Origin of the sequence: Mesorhizobium neociceri, assembly GCF_013520985.1 — a bacterium.
GTDB classification, from domain to species: Bacteria; Pseudomonadota; Alphaproteobacteria; order Rhizobiales; family Rhizobiaceae; genus Mesorhizobium; species Mesorhizobium neociceri.
Map to the genome: position 1 here is coordinate 91,187 of NZ_JACDTY010000013.1, position 12,468 is coordinate 103,654.

Consider the following 12,468-nt stretch of genomic DNA (forward strand, 5'->3'; position numbering starts at 1 on the left):
GCTCAGCGCCGAATGATTTTCTGCGGCTCCCAGCCGTAGAGCCAGTCGAGATCGGTTGCGAGCTTTTCAGGCGAGCGGATTGCCAGGAACAGGTTGCGGGCGATCGCCACCGGACCGGCGGCGTGCCAGGCCAGGCGGTTGACGGCGCCGCGACGGGCGGCCTTGGCGACCCGTGGCCGCCGCAGGTTTTCCCAGATTTGAAGGCTTTTCGCCGGATCGGCGGGGAAATCGGCAATGACGTCAGCCAGCGTCACGGCATCCTCTATCGCCATGGCGGCACCTTGCGCCGCAAACGGCGTCATCGCATGCGCGGCGTCGCCGATCAGGGCAATGCCCTGCGAGCTCGTCCACCGCGCTTGTTCGACGGTGTGGATTGGAAAGGCCGTCCAGGGGCCGGCCAGCGCCACAAGCTTCGCCAGGCCCGGCGCGGTGTAGCGCAGGGCGGTACTGAGGATGGCGGGATCGGCACGGCCCGACCAGCCTTCGGCTATACGCTCGCCCTTGGTGAAGGCGGCGAGATTGAAGGCGCGGCCCTTGCTGACGGGATAGGCGACCATGTGGAAGCCGGGATGCAGGAACGTGGTGACGCAGTCGGCGGCGCCGATGGCCGCAAAGGCCTCTCCGGCGGCACTCTCGGTCGCGATCGTGGCCCGCCAGGCGAGTTCGCCCGAGAAGCGGCTTTTGCCGAAGCCCGTGAGCTGCGCCCGAACCGACGACCAGACACCGTCGGCGCCAACCAGGAGCCGGCCACGCGCCTCGACCGCGCGGCCATCCGCTTCGGCGGTCACGGCAACATCTTGCGCGTTGGTGGCGATATCGGTCACCCGGGCACCTGTGACAAGCTCAATCTCCGGCCGGTCAGCGGCCTGCGCCAGCAGCGCTGCCTGCAGATCGGCGCGGTGGGCTACGAGATAGGGCGCCTGCCAGCGCACTTCTGCGACTTGCCCAAGTGGCACCCGCGCCAGTTCGCGCAGCGTCGCTGCGTCCTTGAGCACCACCGCTTCCGGTCGCAAGGCCGCCGGCAGCAGCCGGTCGAGCACGCGGAGTTTTCGAAGAATGCGTGTTGCGTTGGGCGAAAGCTGGATGCCTGCGCCGGCCGCTTCGAGGCGCGACGCCTGTTCGAAGAGTTTTACGGGATATCCGCGTTCGGCGAAGGCAAGGGCAGCCGTCAACCCGGCGACGCCGGCCCCGGCGATTATGACCTGCCGGGACCTGATGTCTTCCATCGGGCTTGCCGCGAAAGGATCAGGCGGCCTGGTCGATGTAAATGCAGCCGGCCGGCACCGTTTCCGTCGCCCTCAGCTTCGCCGAATAGCGGTAGAGTGTCGAGCAATAGGGGCAGACCTTTTCATTGTCGTCGCCCATGTCGAGGAACACATGCGGATGGTCGAAGGGTGGGTTGGCGCCGGTGCACATGAATTCCCTGACACCGATGTCGATGGCCGGATGGCCTGCATCGTTCTGGAAATGGGGAATGGAACCGCCTGCCATCATCGTCTCCTTAACGCAGTCTCGTCTGCATCTGGATCATAACAGCTCTGTTTGCAAGATCGATGAAATGAAACTGTCGTAAAACCCTGTCAGAGGATAAGTTAAGCCGGTTAAGCGCATGACCCCGGAAGCTGAGCTACTCCGCGACGGATTATGCGTCACAAAGGCATGTTAGAGCGTCCATGGCCATCTCGGCATGTGCAGCGCTCCAAGGGAACGGGTTGCGGGCAGGAAACCATGAATGAACTGAAGCCGGTGCAGAGCGAATTCATTAATGTCGAGGTGGCAAGCCCCGAGGGCGGCAATCCCGACCGTTTCGTCAACCGCGAATTCTCCTGGCTGCAGTTCAACCGGCGCGTTCTCGAGGAATCGCAGAACGAGCACCATCCGCTGCTCGAGCGGGTCCGCTTCCTGTCGATCTCGGCCGCCAATCTCGATGAATTCTTCATGGTCCGCGTCGCCGGTCTTGCCGGCCAGGTTCGCGAAGGCATCGCGCTCAAGAGCCCCGACGGCCGCACGCCCGAGCAGCAGCTCGAACAATTGCTGCGCGAGGTCGAGCGGCTGCAGGAGGACCAGCAAAACAGCCTGTCGGCGCTGATGCTGCTGCTCAACAAGGAAGGCATTGAGAGCATCACCCGCGATGCACTGACCAAGGATGAGAAGGTCTGGCTCGAAGACCATTTCCAGGACCAGGTGTTCCCGGTGCTGACCCCGCTGTCGATCGACCCGGCGCATCCGTTCCCGTTCATTCCCAATCTCGGCTTCTCGATGGCGCTGCAATTGCGCCATCGCAAGAACGGCGAGGAGATGAGCGCGCTTCTGCGCCTGCCGGTGGCGCTGAAGCGCTTCATCCGCCTGCCCGACCGTAAGCAGCATGTCCGCTTCATTCCGCTCGAGGAGGCGGTCGGCCTCTATATCGGCAAGCTGTTCCCCGGCTATGAGGTCAAGGGCTCCGGCACCTTCCGCATCATCCGGGACAGCGACATCGAGGTCGAGGAGGAGTCCGAGGACCTCGTGCGCCTGTTCGAAACGGCGCTGAAGCGCCGCCGCCGCGGTTCGGTCATCCGCATCGAATTCGACAAGTTGATGCCCGGCGAATTGCGCGAATTCGTTGCCGGCGAGCTTGGCGTCTCTTCGAGCCGCATCAGCGTTCTGACCGGCCCGCTGGCGCTCAGCCAGATTTCCGAGATTGTCGCCGTGCCGCGCGACGACCTCAAGTTCAGGCCCTACAATCCGCGCTTTCCCGAGCGCATCCGCGAGCATGGCGGCGATTGTTTCGCGGCCATCCGCGAGAAGGACATCGTCGTCCACCACCCCTATGAATCCTTCGACGTGGTGGTGCAGTTCCTGCGCCAGGCGATGGCCGACCCTGAAGTGGTGGCGATCAAGCAGACGCTTTATCGCACCTCCAATGACAGCCCGATCGTGCGCGCGCTGGTCGATGCGGCCGAGGCCGGCAAGTCGGTGACGGCGCTTGTCGAGCTCAAGGCGCGCTTCGACGAGGAAGCCAATATCCGCTGGGCGCGCGACCTCGAACGCGCTGGCGTCCAGGTCGTGTTCGGCTTCCTCGAGTTGAAGACCCATGCGAAAATGTCGCTGGTGGTGCGGCGCGAGGACGGCAAGCTGCGCAACTATGTGCATCTGGGCACCGGCAACTACCATCCGGTCACCGCGCGCATCTACACCGACCTGTCCTTCTTCACCACCGATCCGACGATTGCGCGCGATGTCGCCCAGCTGTTCAACTTCATCACCGGCTATGCCGAGCCGACCGATGAGATGCGGATCGCCATCTCGCCGTTCACGCTGCGCAGCCGCATCCTGAAACACATTGCCGACGAGATCGCCCATGCGCTGGCGGGCCGGCCGGCGCGTATCTGGATGAAGATGAACGCGCTCGTCGACCCGAACATCATCGACGCGCTCTATGATGCCAGCCGCGCCGGCGTCGAGATCGATCTCGTCGTGCGCGGCATTTGCTGCCTCAGGCCACAGGTGCCCGGCCTGTCGGAAAACATCCGGGTCAAGTCGATTGTCGGCCGCTTTCTTGAACACAGCCGCATCTACTGCTTCGGCAACGGCCATGGCCTGCCCTCGGACGAGGCGATCGTCTACATCTCGTCGGCCGACCTGATGCCGCGCAATCTCGACCGCCGCGTCGAGACCATGGTGCCGATCACCAATCCAACAGTGCATGAACAGATACTTGGCCAGATCATGCTGGGCAACATCATGGACAACCAGCAAAGTTTCGACGTATTGGCTGACGGAACCTCCCGGCGCGTCGTGCTGGAGGAGGGTGAGGAACCGTTCAACGCGCAGGAATATTTCATGACCAATCCTAGCCTGTCCGGACGGGGCGATGCGCTGAAGTCGCATGCGCCCAAGCGCATCGCGCAGTTCAAGCGCCGCAAGAAAAACGCTGCAGCGTCCGGCTGATGATTGCAACTTCCCAGGGCCGGCTTCAGGATCGCCGACCGCTGTCCATCATCGACATCGGCTCGAACTCGATCCGCCTGGTCATCTATGAAGGGCTGGCGCGTTCGCCGACCACGCTGTTCAACGAAAAGATGCTGGCCGGCCTCGGCCGCGGCATCGTTTCGACCGGCAAGCTCGATCCCGAGGCGGTAACGCGCTCGATGGAGGAGTTTCGGCGATTCCGCGCCCTTTCGGATCAAGTTGGCGCCGAGCATATATATGTGCTTGCCACCGCTGCCGCTCGCGAGGCGGTCAACGGCCCCGACTTCATTCACCGCGCCGAAGACGTGCTCAAGACCGAGATCCGGGTGCTGAGCGGTCGCCAGGAAGCGCACTATTCGGCGCTCGGCGTCATTTCGGGCTTCCACCCGGCCAACGGCATTGCCGGCGACCTTGGCGGCGGCAGCCTCGAGCTGATCGACATCAATGGCGAGGCGATCGGCGACGGCATCACGCTGCCGCTGGGCGGCTTGCGGCTGCAGGACATGGCGAAGAATTCGCTCGCCCAGGCGGCAAAGATTGCGCGCGAACAGCTGGCGCGGGCAAAGCTCTTGAAGGGCGGCCAGGGCAGGCCCTTCTACACCGTCGGCGGCACTTGGCGAAATCTCGCCCGGCTGCATATGGAAATGAGCACCTATCCGCTCGGTGTCATGCACCACTACGAAATCAGCGCCGACAGCGCGGCGAACTTCCTCAAGCAGGTTGCGAAAGGCGAGATCGAAAAGGTCAGGGGCATCGAGGGCGTCTCCAAGAACCGCCGCTCGTTGCTGCCCTATGGTGCCATCGTGCTGCAGGAAATTATGGCGGCGATGCAGCCGTCGAAGATCATCGTCTCTGCGCTCGGCGTGCGCGAGGGCTTTCTCTATTCGCTGCTGGGTGCGGCCGAGCAGAAGGCCGATCCACTGATCTCGGCGTCGGAGGAGTTGGCCCAGCTGCGCTCGCGCTCGACCACTCATGCGCATGAGCTTGTCGAATGGACGGGCAAGGCCTTTGCCGCCTTCGGCATCGACGAGACCGAGGATGAGGCGCGTTATCGCCACGCCGCCTGCCTGCTGGCCGATATTGGCTGGCGCGCGCATCCGGAATATCGTGGCAAGCAGTCGCTCAACATCATCGCCCACGCCTCCTTCATCGGCGTCGATCACCCCGGCCGCGCCTTCCTGGCGCTGGTCGGCCTGTTTCGCCACGAGGGTGTGTTCAACGATGCGGCGCCGGAACTCCGCGCGCTGGCGACGCCTCGCTATCTCGAGCGCGCCCGCGTGCTGGCGGCGATGCTGCGCGTCGTCTACCTGCTGACTGCGGCAATGCCAGGCGTCATGCCGAGGCTGAAATGGGAAAACCGCGGCAATGGCCCGCTGGCGTTGGTGCTGCCGGCTTCGCTCTCCGATCTCTACGGCGAACGCCCGGCCGGACGCCTGGCGCAACTGGCGCGGGTCACCAACCGCCGGCTGGTGCTGGCGGTTGAAGGCGGTCAGAGCGTCTCGGTGAAGTAGTCTTCGGCCCGAGCCGGCAGACTGCTCAGGCACGGCCCGCAGCCATCCGCCCGTCGATCGACCAGGCGCCGGCACCAGCCATGGCCAGCGCCAGGAAGCCGCCGGCGATGGCTATATCCTTCATCAGCATCTGCTGGTGCATGAAGACGAGCATTGGATCGTCGCCGCCCTGGCCGTAATGGCCAATGGCGCCCGCGACGATGCAGAAGGCGGCAAGAAGCATCGCAACGACCGGCGTCTGAAAGCCGACTAGGACCAGGAAACCGGCGATCAGCTCGAACAGGCCCGTTCCCGAGGCGGCAAGCGTCGGCAGCGGCATGCCGAGGCCGGCGAAATAGCCAGATGTGCCGGCAATGTCGGCAAGCGCATGATAACCGGATGGGATGAATAGGGCGGCGAGCAGCAGCCGGGAAAGCAGAAGCAATGCGTCGCGGGGCATGGTCATCTCCGTTGTCTGTTCGCCGGCTGTTCTGATCCCGATCCTAGCAGGGGCGCGTGCGTGCGTTTAGACAGACAACGAAAAAGCGGCGTGGAAAATTCCACACCGCTTTTTTCAGGCTTGGGAGGGGAAAGCTCAGCCGCGCTTGGCGTCTATCGAGTAGGCGCCGGGGCCCGAGGAAGCCAGCAGAAGGAAACCGCCAGTGATGGCGACGTTCTTCAGGAAATGGATCATCTGATTTTGGTCGGCCCAGCCGGTATGGGCCACAAGGGCCGTTGCGATGGTGAAGATGGCGAGCACCCAGGCGGCGATGCGGGTCTGGAAACCAACGAGGATGGCAAGGCCACCGAGCAACTCGATCAGGCCGACGACAATGGCCGTTACGGTCGGCACCGGCAGACCCATGGCGCCGAAATAGCCGGCGGTGCCGGAAATGGCGGTGAGCTTGCCGAAGCCGGAAAGCAGGAAGATGGCGGCGAGCAGGATGCGGCCGAGCAGGATGGTGGTGGAGCTGTTGGACGCGGTGCCGGCGCCTGCGGTGGAAGTGTTGATGGACATGGTGGGCTCTCCGAAAAGGGTTGATGCCCTGTCAGATAGACCAAGCCGACTGTTCACCAAAGCCACTAGTTCGGCGACGCATTGTTCACAGAGTGTACATTTCAGGGATCGGCAAAAAGGCGCAAAATTCGTGTCGGATCGGGCGTTTGACGGCAGTAAATTTTCCCGCCGCCAAATTTCCGGGTTCTGGTCGACGCAGTTCCAAAGGGAAAGCGCTAAGCGCTTTTCCTGGAATTTGTTTATCCCGGATGCGTCATATCCTCGGGCCGCACCAGCCGGTCATAATCGGCCGCGCTGACCAACCCGGTGGCCAGCGCTTCCTCGCGCAAGGTCGTGCCTTTCTTGTGCGCGGTCTTGGCGATCTTGGCGGCATTGTCGTAGCCGATTGTGGGCGCAAGTGCGGTCACCAGCATCAGCGAACGATCGAGCGCCGCCTTGATGTTGTCTTCGCGTGCCTCGATGCCGACGACGCAATTGTCGGTAAAGGAGATCGACGCGTCAGCCAGCAGCTGCACCGATTGCAGGAAGTTGTAGGCCATCAGCGGGTTGTAGACGTTGAGCTCGAAGTGGCCCTGGCTGCCGGCGAAGGTCAGCGATGCATTGTTGCCGAACACCTGGACGCAGACCTGCGTCATCGCCTCGCACTGGGTCGGGTTGACCTTGCCCGGCATGATCGAGGAGCCCGGCTCGTTTTCCGGCAGCGACAGTTCGCCGAGGCCGGAGCGCGGGCCGGAACCGAGGAAGCGGATGTCGTTGGCGACCTTGAACAGCGCTGCGGCAGCCGCGTTGATGGCGCCATGCGAGAATACCATGGAATCATGCGCGGCAAGCGCTTCGAACTTGTTCGGCGCGGTGACGAAGGCGATGCCGGTGATGTCAGCGATGCGCGCCGCCACCTTTTCGGCGAAGCCGACCGGCGCGTTAAGGCCGGTGCCGACCGCGGTGCCGCCCTGCGCCAGTTCCTGCAGGCCGGGCAGCGTCATCTCGATGCGCTTGATTGACGAGGCGACCTGCGCGGCATAGCCCGAAAATTCCTGGCCCAGGGTAAGGGGGGTGGCGTCCTGCGTGTGGGTGCGGCCGATCTTGATGATGTGGGCGAAAGCCTTGGTCTTGGTCTCGAGCGCGGCATGCAAATGCTTCAGCGCCGGCAACAGGTCGTGCACGATCCGCTCGGCGCAGGCGATGTGCATGGCCGTCGGATAGGTGTCGTTCGACGACTGGCTCATATTGACGTGGTCGTTGGGGTGCACCGGCTTCTTCGAGCCCATGACGCCGCCCAGCAATTCGATCGCTCGGTTGGAAATCACCTCATTGGCGTTCATGTTGGACTGCGTGCCCGAGCCGGTCTGCCAGACCACCAGCGGGAAATGGTCGTTGAGCTTGCCGTCGATGACCTCTTGCGCTGCCTCGATGATCACCCTGCCGATTGAGGGATCGAGCCGCTTCAGCTCCATATTGGCTTCGGCCGCCGCCCGCTTGACGATGCCCAGCGCGCGCACGATCGAGGCCGGCTGCTTTTCCCAGCCGATCTTGAAATTGCCGAGGGAACGCTGCGCCTGCGCGCCCCAATAACGGTCGGCGGCGACCTCGATGGGGCCGAACGTGTCGGTTTCGGTTCTGGTCTTGGCAGCGGTCACGTGTCCCTCCGACGATCGAATTCGGCAACGGCGTATCGTGTTGCACAATGGCCTTCAAGCAGAGATTGCGGTCGGGTCGGGTGCAAATCGGTTGAAGGTGCGTTCCTTCCCTTACCCTTCCGTATATCGTCTGGTCAGGGCTTCCGACAGATAGTCGCTGAAGGTGCGCGCCTTTTGCGATGGTCGCCGTCCGGCCGGGAAGACCACGAAAGCGTCGATCGAATCGAGTATCTGATCGCCAAGGACCTCGACGAGGCTGCTTGCCCGTAATTCGTCGCCGCACATCCAACGCGAACTGACGGCAATCCCCAACCCGGCCACGGCACAGGCAACCACGCCGGAGCCCGATCCGGTCCAGATGCGGTTGTCGACAGTCACGCTTTCCACCTTGCCGTTCTTGTGAAATGTCCAGACCCCTCGATCGAGGTCCGCAGGGCCGCCGAGGCAATGGTGCGCCGCGAGTTCGGCGACCGTTCGCGGTGTTCCGCGACGCATGAGGTAATCCGGCGAAGCGACAAGCAGGCGCCGCGTGGTCGCCAGCCTGTGCGTGACGAAGCTTGAGTCCGGCTGCCTGCCGAGCCGCAACGCCAGATCTGCACCCTCGGCGATGAGGTCTTCGTAGCGATCGGACATCATAAGGTTGATCTTCAGCGCAGGGTGGCGTTCGAGGAACGCCGGCAGCAACGGGACGATCTCGCGTACGCCGTAAGCGGTCGGCAGAGCAACCCGCAGCACGCCGGAAAGGCTGTCTGCGCCACGTGCCGCATTTTCCGCATCGTCGATGCTTCCGATCGCCTCCCTCGCACGGATCAGCAGGGCCAGTCCGGCATCAGTCGCGGTTATCCGACGGGTTGTGCGCAGGAGGAGTTTCACCCCTAGACGCTCTTCGAGTGCCGCGATCGCGCGCGACACCGACGGTTGCGACAGCCCCAACTCGCGGCCAGTTTTTGAAAAGCTGCCGGTTTCTACGGTTCTCACGAAAAGCGCGAGTTGCTGCAGCCGATCAGTCATACGAAAAACGTATATATCATATGGGTTCGACGGCAATACCTATTATTTCAGACATCGCCTATCTCCCCATCACCGCATCAGCCAAGTTCCACAAGTGGCGGCAACAGGAGAAGAATCATGAATGAACTCAAGGGTAAGGTCGCCATCGTTACCGGCGCGTCCAAAGGTATTGGCGCAGCCATCGCCCGGCAATTCGGTGCCGCGGGCGCTGCCGTGGTGGTCAATTACGCCAGCAGCAAAGCCGACGCCGATCGGGTCGTGCAAGCCATTGTCCGGGATGGCGGCAAGGCGGTCTCCATCCAGGCGGACGTCGCCAGGTCGGGTGACGTGAAGCGCCTGTTCAAGCAGGCAAGCGATGCGTTCGGGCCACTCGACATCCTCGTCAACAATGCCGGCGTCTTCCAGTTCCAGCCGCTCGAGGCGGTGACCGAGGCCGAATTCCATCGCCAGTTCGATACCAATGTCTTGGGAACGATCCTGACCACTCAGGAGGCCGTCTGGAATTTCGGGCCGTCGGGCGGCAGCGTCATCAATCTCAGCACCATATCGAGCGTCAACCCGGTGCCAAATTCGGTCGTCTATTCCGCATCCAAGAGCGCAGTGGACGCGGTAACCAAGGCGCTTGCCAACGAACTCTCCGGCAGGAAGATCCGCGTCAACTCGATCGCCCCCGGCGCCACCGCCACGGAAGGTCTGACGGCGATGGGCGCGGTCGGCACCGAATACGAGAAGGTCATTGTGGTCGGCATTCCCATGGGCCGACTGGGCCAACCTGACGACATCGCCCGGGTCGCACTGTTTCTGGCGTCCGATCAGTCGTCCTGGATGACCGGAGAGAGAATTACCGTCTCAGGCGGCCAGCGCTGATCGATCATCCAGGGTGGCGAATCGGTCATCGCCGCCCTGAGATGGATGTCGCGCCTGTGCCCATTCGCCTGCTGTGGATCGTTCTTCACCCAGCCGTATAGCCTCCGTCGACGGCAAAAATCCCGCCGCTGGTCCACGCAGCCTCGTCGCTGGCGAGATAGACCGCAATGCCGGCGAGATCCCTGGTCTGGCCGATGCGGCCAAGCGGATAGCTGCGCTCGACATAGGCCTTGAGCTCGGCTTGCGCTGCCGCCGGCAGGTTTTCGATCGACTTGCGCCGCATGGTGGTGTCGACCGTGCCGGGCGCGATCGCATTGACCCTGATGCCACGCGGGCCAAGCTCGAAAGCGAGCGACTTGGTCAGCGAATTCAGCGCGCCCTTGGACAGAGAATAGAGGCTCGACGGCCGCTTCGGGATCATCTTGTTGGCGAAGTAGGATGAGATGTTGATGACCGAGGCGTTGGCGCCGAAATGTGGCAGCAGCCGCTGGGTGAGGAAGAACGCCGCCGTCACATTGAGCGCGAAGGACTGCTGGAACTGGTCCTCGGTGACGGTCTCGAACGGCACCAGATAGGCGACGCCGGCATTGTTGACTAGGATATCGAGCGGGCCGGTTGCTTTCATGCGCTCGACCACGGCGTCGATGCCGGAAGCGGTCGAAAGATCGGCCGACTGGGTCCCCACACTGCCTGCAGCCGCCAGTTTCTGGCGCGCCGCGTCGAGCTTTCCGGTGTCGCGGCCAACGATCAGCACGTCGGCGCCTTCGCGCAAGAAGGCGTCCGATATGGCCAGGCCGATGCCATCCGAACCGCCGGTCACCAATGCCCGTTTGCCGTGAAGTCGCATCGAACGCTCTCGCTGTTGGATCACGAAAGCAATGCCGATCGGCGAGGGCGGTCAAGCCGCCGGCCTATCGCTCAGTATGAACTTCGGTTGGCGGCGTACAAATCCAGTTATCGCAACAACGACTGCGACGTCGGCGACAGGCGCAAGGTTTCGGTCGGCCTGGTCATATCGGCCGCTTGCCAAAACAGTTGCCACCGGGGCGAGGCGGCAAGCGCTGCTTCGTGGCGACCATGCGCCTCAAGACTGTCGAAACCCGTCACGGCGATGAAGACGTTTTCGCCCAAGCGCACCGGCAGGCGGGGAAAGCTGTTTTCGGCGTGCTCGGTGATGAAGGCGCCAAGCAACCGTCCGCCGGCGGCCGTAAGGATCGGAACGACGTCTGTTTCGAAGTCGCCGGCGAAATCGGCCTCGGCGTCAGGCCGCAGATGATGAATCTGGATGACAACGATGCCGGTCAAGTGATTGTCCGCGCTCGGCTTTCCATCCGCAGGCAAGGCGTCCCGCAGCGAGCCCGACAGGTCGAAACCGGCGGCTGGCCATGCCGGCTTCAAGAGCAGCACATCGTCGGAATCGATCATCGTCGCATTGGCGGCGTCGCGGTGCGCCGTCCACACCGGCCCGTCATAGAAGGCGGTGAGCGCCTCCTTTCGCGCTTCCATGTCGTCAAAACCGCGCAGCCAGACGAACATGTCGGGCCGGTCGAAGTCGCGGAATTGGCCGATGATGGTTATCCCGGCGTCTTCCTGGCCATCGATGAACCGCCTGTCGAAGATGTCGATCAGCGTCTCGCGCCGGCCGGGTTTTAGCGTGTATTGCCGCAACTCGACGACTGGTGAGGCGAGCAGACTGGCCATTGCGGGCACGTTGCGGGGCACGGTCATTGTGTCGTCTCCAAAACAGGATGATCATCCGGTTTATAAAACAGACCGGTTGTCCTGTTTTGTCAATCTGCTATCGTTTTCAAATGTCAGCAGAGATTGCCCGGGCCGCAAAAGGGCCGCCGCGAAAACGCACCAACGATCCGGAAGGCCTTCGTAACAAGGTGCTCGATGTCGCCGAAGCGTCGTTCCAGGCGCGCGGCTATCATGCATCCGCCCTTGGCGAACTGATGGCTACCGCCGGGGTCACCGGCGGCGCGCTGCATCATCACTTTCCAACCAAGAAGGCGCTCGCCTTGGCGGTGATAGAGGAGCGGGTGGCAGCGGCCTTGGACGAGACCTGGATCAGCCCGGTACGGGCAGCAGGCTCGGCGCGCGAGGGCGTGCGCGCGGTGTTCGAGGCGGTGGCGGCCGAACTGGAGCGGCAAGGCTTCGTCCGCGGCTGTCCGCTCAACAATCTGGCGCATGAATTGTCGCTCGCCGATCCGGATTTCCGCCTCGCTTTGGCCGGCATCTTTGCAGGATGGCGTCAGGCGATCGCCGACAAGATCAGGGCCGACCAGCAGGCGGGAAGAGAGCAGGGCACTGATCCCGAGCGTTTTGCGGCACTCGCCATCGCCGCTTATTCCGGCGCCATGTCGATGGCCAAGACGGCACAGGATGCGAGCGTGCTGCGCGATTGCCTGGCCGAACTTGAGGGCAGCCCAACGCCGCCATTCGGAGCGAAGCGACGTCGCAGAATCCTGCTGCGGCCGGGAAAACCTTGAGG

General features: G+C 63.1%; 12 protein-coding genes. 4 read left to right on the plus strand and 8 right to left on the minus strand.

Annotated features, from left to right (window positions below; translation table 11 throughout):
- Positions 1–2 precede the first annotated feature (2 nt).
- Both H0241_RS23695 and H0241_RS23700 read right to left on the minus strand, forming a co-directional pair.
- On the minus strand, positions 3–1,226 hold the full coding sequence (locus H0241_RS23695) for an FAD-dependent monooxygenase (protein ID WP_181060253.1): 1,224 nt from the start codon (positions 1,224–1,226) through the stop codon (positions 3–5).
- Between the two features lie 19 nt (positions 1,227–1,245).
- Positions 1,246–1,491, minus strand: a complete 246-nt coding sequence (locus tag H0241_RS23700) for a zinc-finger domain-containing protein (protein WP_181060254.1) — start codon at positions 1,489–1,491, stop codon at positions 1,246–1,248.
- A 237-nt stretch (positions 1,492–1,728) separates the two neighbouring features.
- On the opposite strand from H0241_RS23700, the gene H0241_RS23705 reads away from it, so the two are divergent.
- Together H0241_RS23705 and ppx are read left to right on the plus strand one after the other, a co-directional pair.
- Positions 1,729–3,930: an RNA degradosome polyphosphate kinase gene (locus tag H0241_RS23705; RefSeq protein ID WP_181060255.1), complete on the plus strand. Its 2,202-nt coding sequence runs from the start codon at positions 1,729–1,731 to the stop codon at positions 3,928–3,930.
- Positions 3,930–5,462 carry an exopolyphosphatase gene (gene ppx / locus H0241_RS23710; protein ID WP_181060256.1) on the plus strand — a complete coding sequence of 511 codons (1,533 nt, stop codon included), beginning with the start codon at positions 3,930–3,932 and terminating at the stop codon, positions 5,460–5,462. The genes H0241_RS23705 and ppx overlap by 1 nt, the downstream gene beginning before the upstream one ends.
- Positions 5,463–5,487: 25 nt before the next feature.
- Here the strand turns inward: ppx and H0241_RS23715 are convergent, their stop codons facing one another.
- The 4 genes from H0241_RS23715 to H0241_RS23730 form a co-directional block, all read right to left on the minus strand.
- On the minus strand, positions 5,488–5,901 hold the full coding sequence (locus tag H0241_RS23715; protein ID WP_181060257.1) for a DoxX family protein: 414 nt from the start codon (positions 5,899–5,901) through the stop codon (positions 5,488–5,490).
- Positions 5,902–6,036: 135 nt separating this feature from the next.
- Positions 6,037–6,459, minus strand: a complete 423-nt coding sequence (locus H0241_RS23720; RefSeq protein ID WP_181060258.1) for a DoxX family protein — start codon at positions 6,457–6,459, stop codon at positions 6,037–6,039.
- A gap of 239 nt (positions 6,460–6,698) precedes the next feature.
- A complete protein-coding gene (gene fumC / locus H0241_RS23725) occupies positions 6,699–8,096 on the minus strand; it encodes a class II fumarate hydratase (protein ID WP_181060259.1) in 1,398 nt (465 codons plus the stop codon).
- Positions 8,097–8,207: 111 nt separating this feature from the next.
- A complete protein-coding gene (locus H0241_RS23730; protein ID WP_181060260.1) occupies positions 8,208–9,107 on the minus strand; it encodes a LysR family transcriptional regulator in 900 nt (299 codons plus the stop codon).
- Between the two features lie 117 nt (positions 9,108–9,224).
- On the opposite strand from H0241_RS23730, the gene H0241_RS23735 reads away from it, so the two are divergent.
- Positions 9,225–9,974, plus strand: a complete 750-nt coding sequence (locus H0241_RS23735; RefSeq protein ID WP_181060261.1) for an SDR family NAD(P)-dependent oxidoreductase — start codon at positions 9,225–9,227, stop codon at positions 9,972–9,974.
- 85 nt (positions 9,975–10,059) lie between these two features.
- On the opposite strand, the gene H0241_RS23740 is transcribed toward H0241_RS23735, so the two are convergent.
- Both H0241_RS23740 and H0241_RS23745 read right to left on the minus strand, forming a co-directional pair.
- Positions 10,060–10,821: an SDR family NAD(P)-dependent oxidoreductase gene (locus H0241_RS23740; RefSeq protein WP_181060262.1), complete on the minus strand. Its 762-nt coding sequence runs from the start codon at positions 10,819–10,821 to the stop codon at positions 10,060–10,062.
- A gap of 107 nt (positions 10,822–10,928) precedes the next feature.
- Positions 10,929–11,702 (minus strand): NIPSNAP family protein, encoded by a 774-nt coding sequence (locus H0241_RS23745; RefSeq protein ID WP_181060263.1) that lies wholly within the window; start codon positions 11,700–11,702, stop codon positions 10,929–10,931.
- Positions 11,703–11,785: 83 nt separating this feature from the next.
- On the opposite strand from H0241_RS23745, the gene H0241_RS23750 reads away from it, so the two are divergent.
- Positions 11,786–12,466, plus strand: coding sequence for a TetR/AcrR family transcriptional regulator (locus tag H0241_RS23750; RefSeq protein ID WP_181060264.1), 681 nt, complete (start codon positions 11,786–11,788; stop codon positions 12,464–12,466).
- Positions 12,467–12,468: the final 2 nt, after the last annotated feature.

Bases quoted from the DNA above. Each gene is read 5' to 3' on its own strand.
- H0241_RS23695 (WP_181060253.1), bottom strand. From the start codon at position 1,226: ATGGAAGACATCAGGTCCCGGCAGGTCATAATCGCCGGGGCCGGCGTC.
- H0241_RS23700 (WP_181060254.1), bottom strand. From the start codon at position 1,491: ATGGCAGGCGGTTCCATTCCCCATTTCCAGAACGATGCAGGCCATCCG.
- H0241_RS23705 (WP_181060255.1), top strand. From the start codon at position 1,729: ATGAATGAACTGAAGCCGGTGCAGAGCGAATTCATTAATGTCGAGGTG.
- ppx (WP_181060256.1), top strand. From the start codon at position 3,930: ATGATTGCAACTTCCCAGGGCCGGCTTCAGGATCGCCGACCGCTGTCC.
- H0241_RS23715 (WP_181060257.1), bottom strand. From the start codon at position 5,901: ATGCCCCGCGACGCATTGCTTCTGCTTTCCCGGCTGCTGCTCGCCGCC.
- H0241_RS23720 (WP_181060258.1), bottom strand. From the start codon at position 6,459: ATGTCCATCAACACTTCCACCGCAGGCGCCGGCACCGCGTCCAACAGC.
- H0241_RS23730 (WP_181060260.1), bottom strand. From the start codon at position 9,107: ATGACTGATCGGCTGCAGCAACTCGCGCTTTTCGTGAGAACCGTAGAA.
- H0241_RS23735 (WP_181060261.1), top strand. From the start codon at position 9,225: ATGAATGAACTCAAGGGTAAGGTCGCCATCGTTACCGGCGCGTCCAAA.
- H0241_RS23740 (WP_181060262.1), bottom strand. From the start codon at position 10,821: ATGCGACTTCACGGCAAACGGGCATTGGTGACCGGCGGTTCGGATGGC.
- H0241_RS23745 (WP_181060263.1), bottom strand. From the start codon at position 11,702: ATGACCGTGCCCCGCAACGTGCCCGCAATGGCCAGTCTGCTCGCCTCA.
- H0241_RS23750 (WP_181060264.1), top strand. From the start codon at position 11,786: ATGTCAGCAGAGATTGCCCGGGCCGCAAAAGGGCCGCCGCGAAAACGC.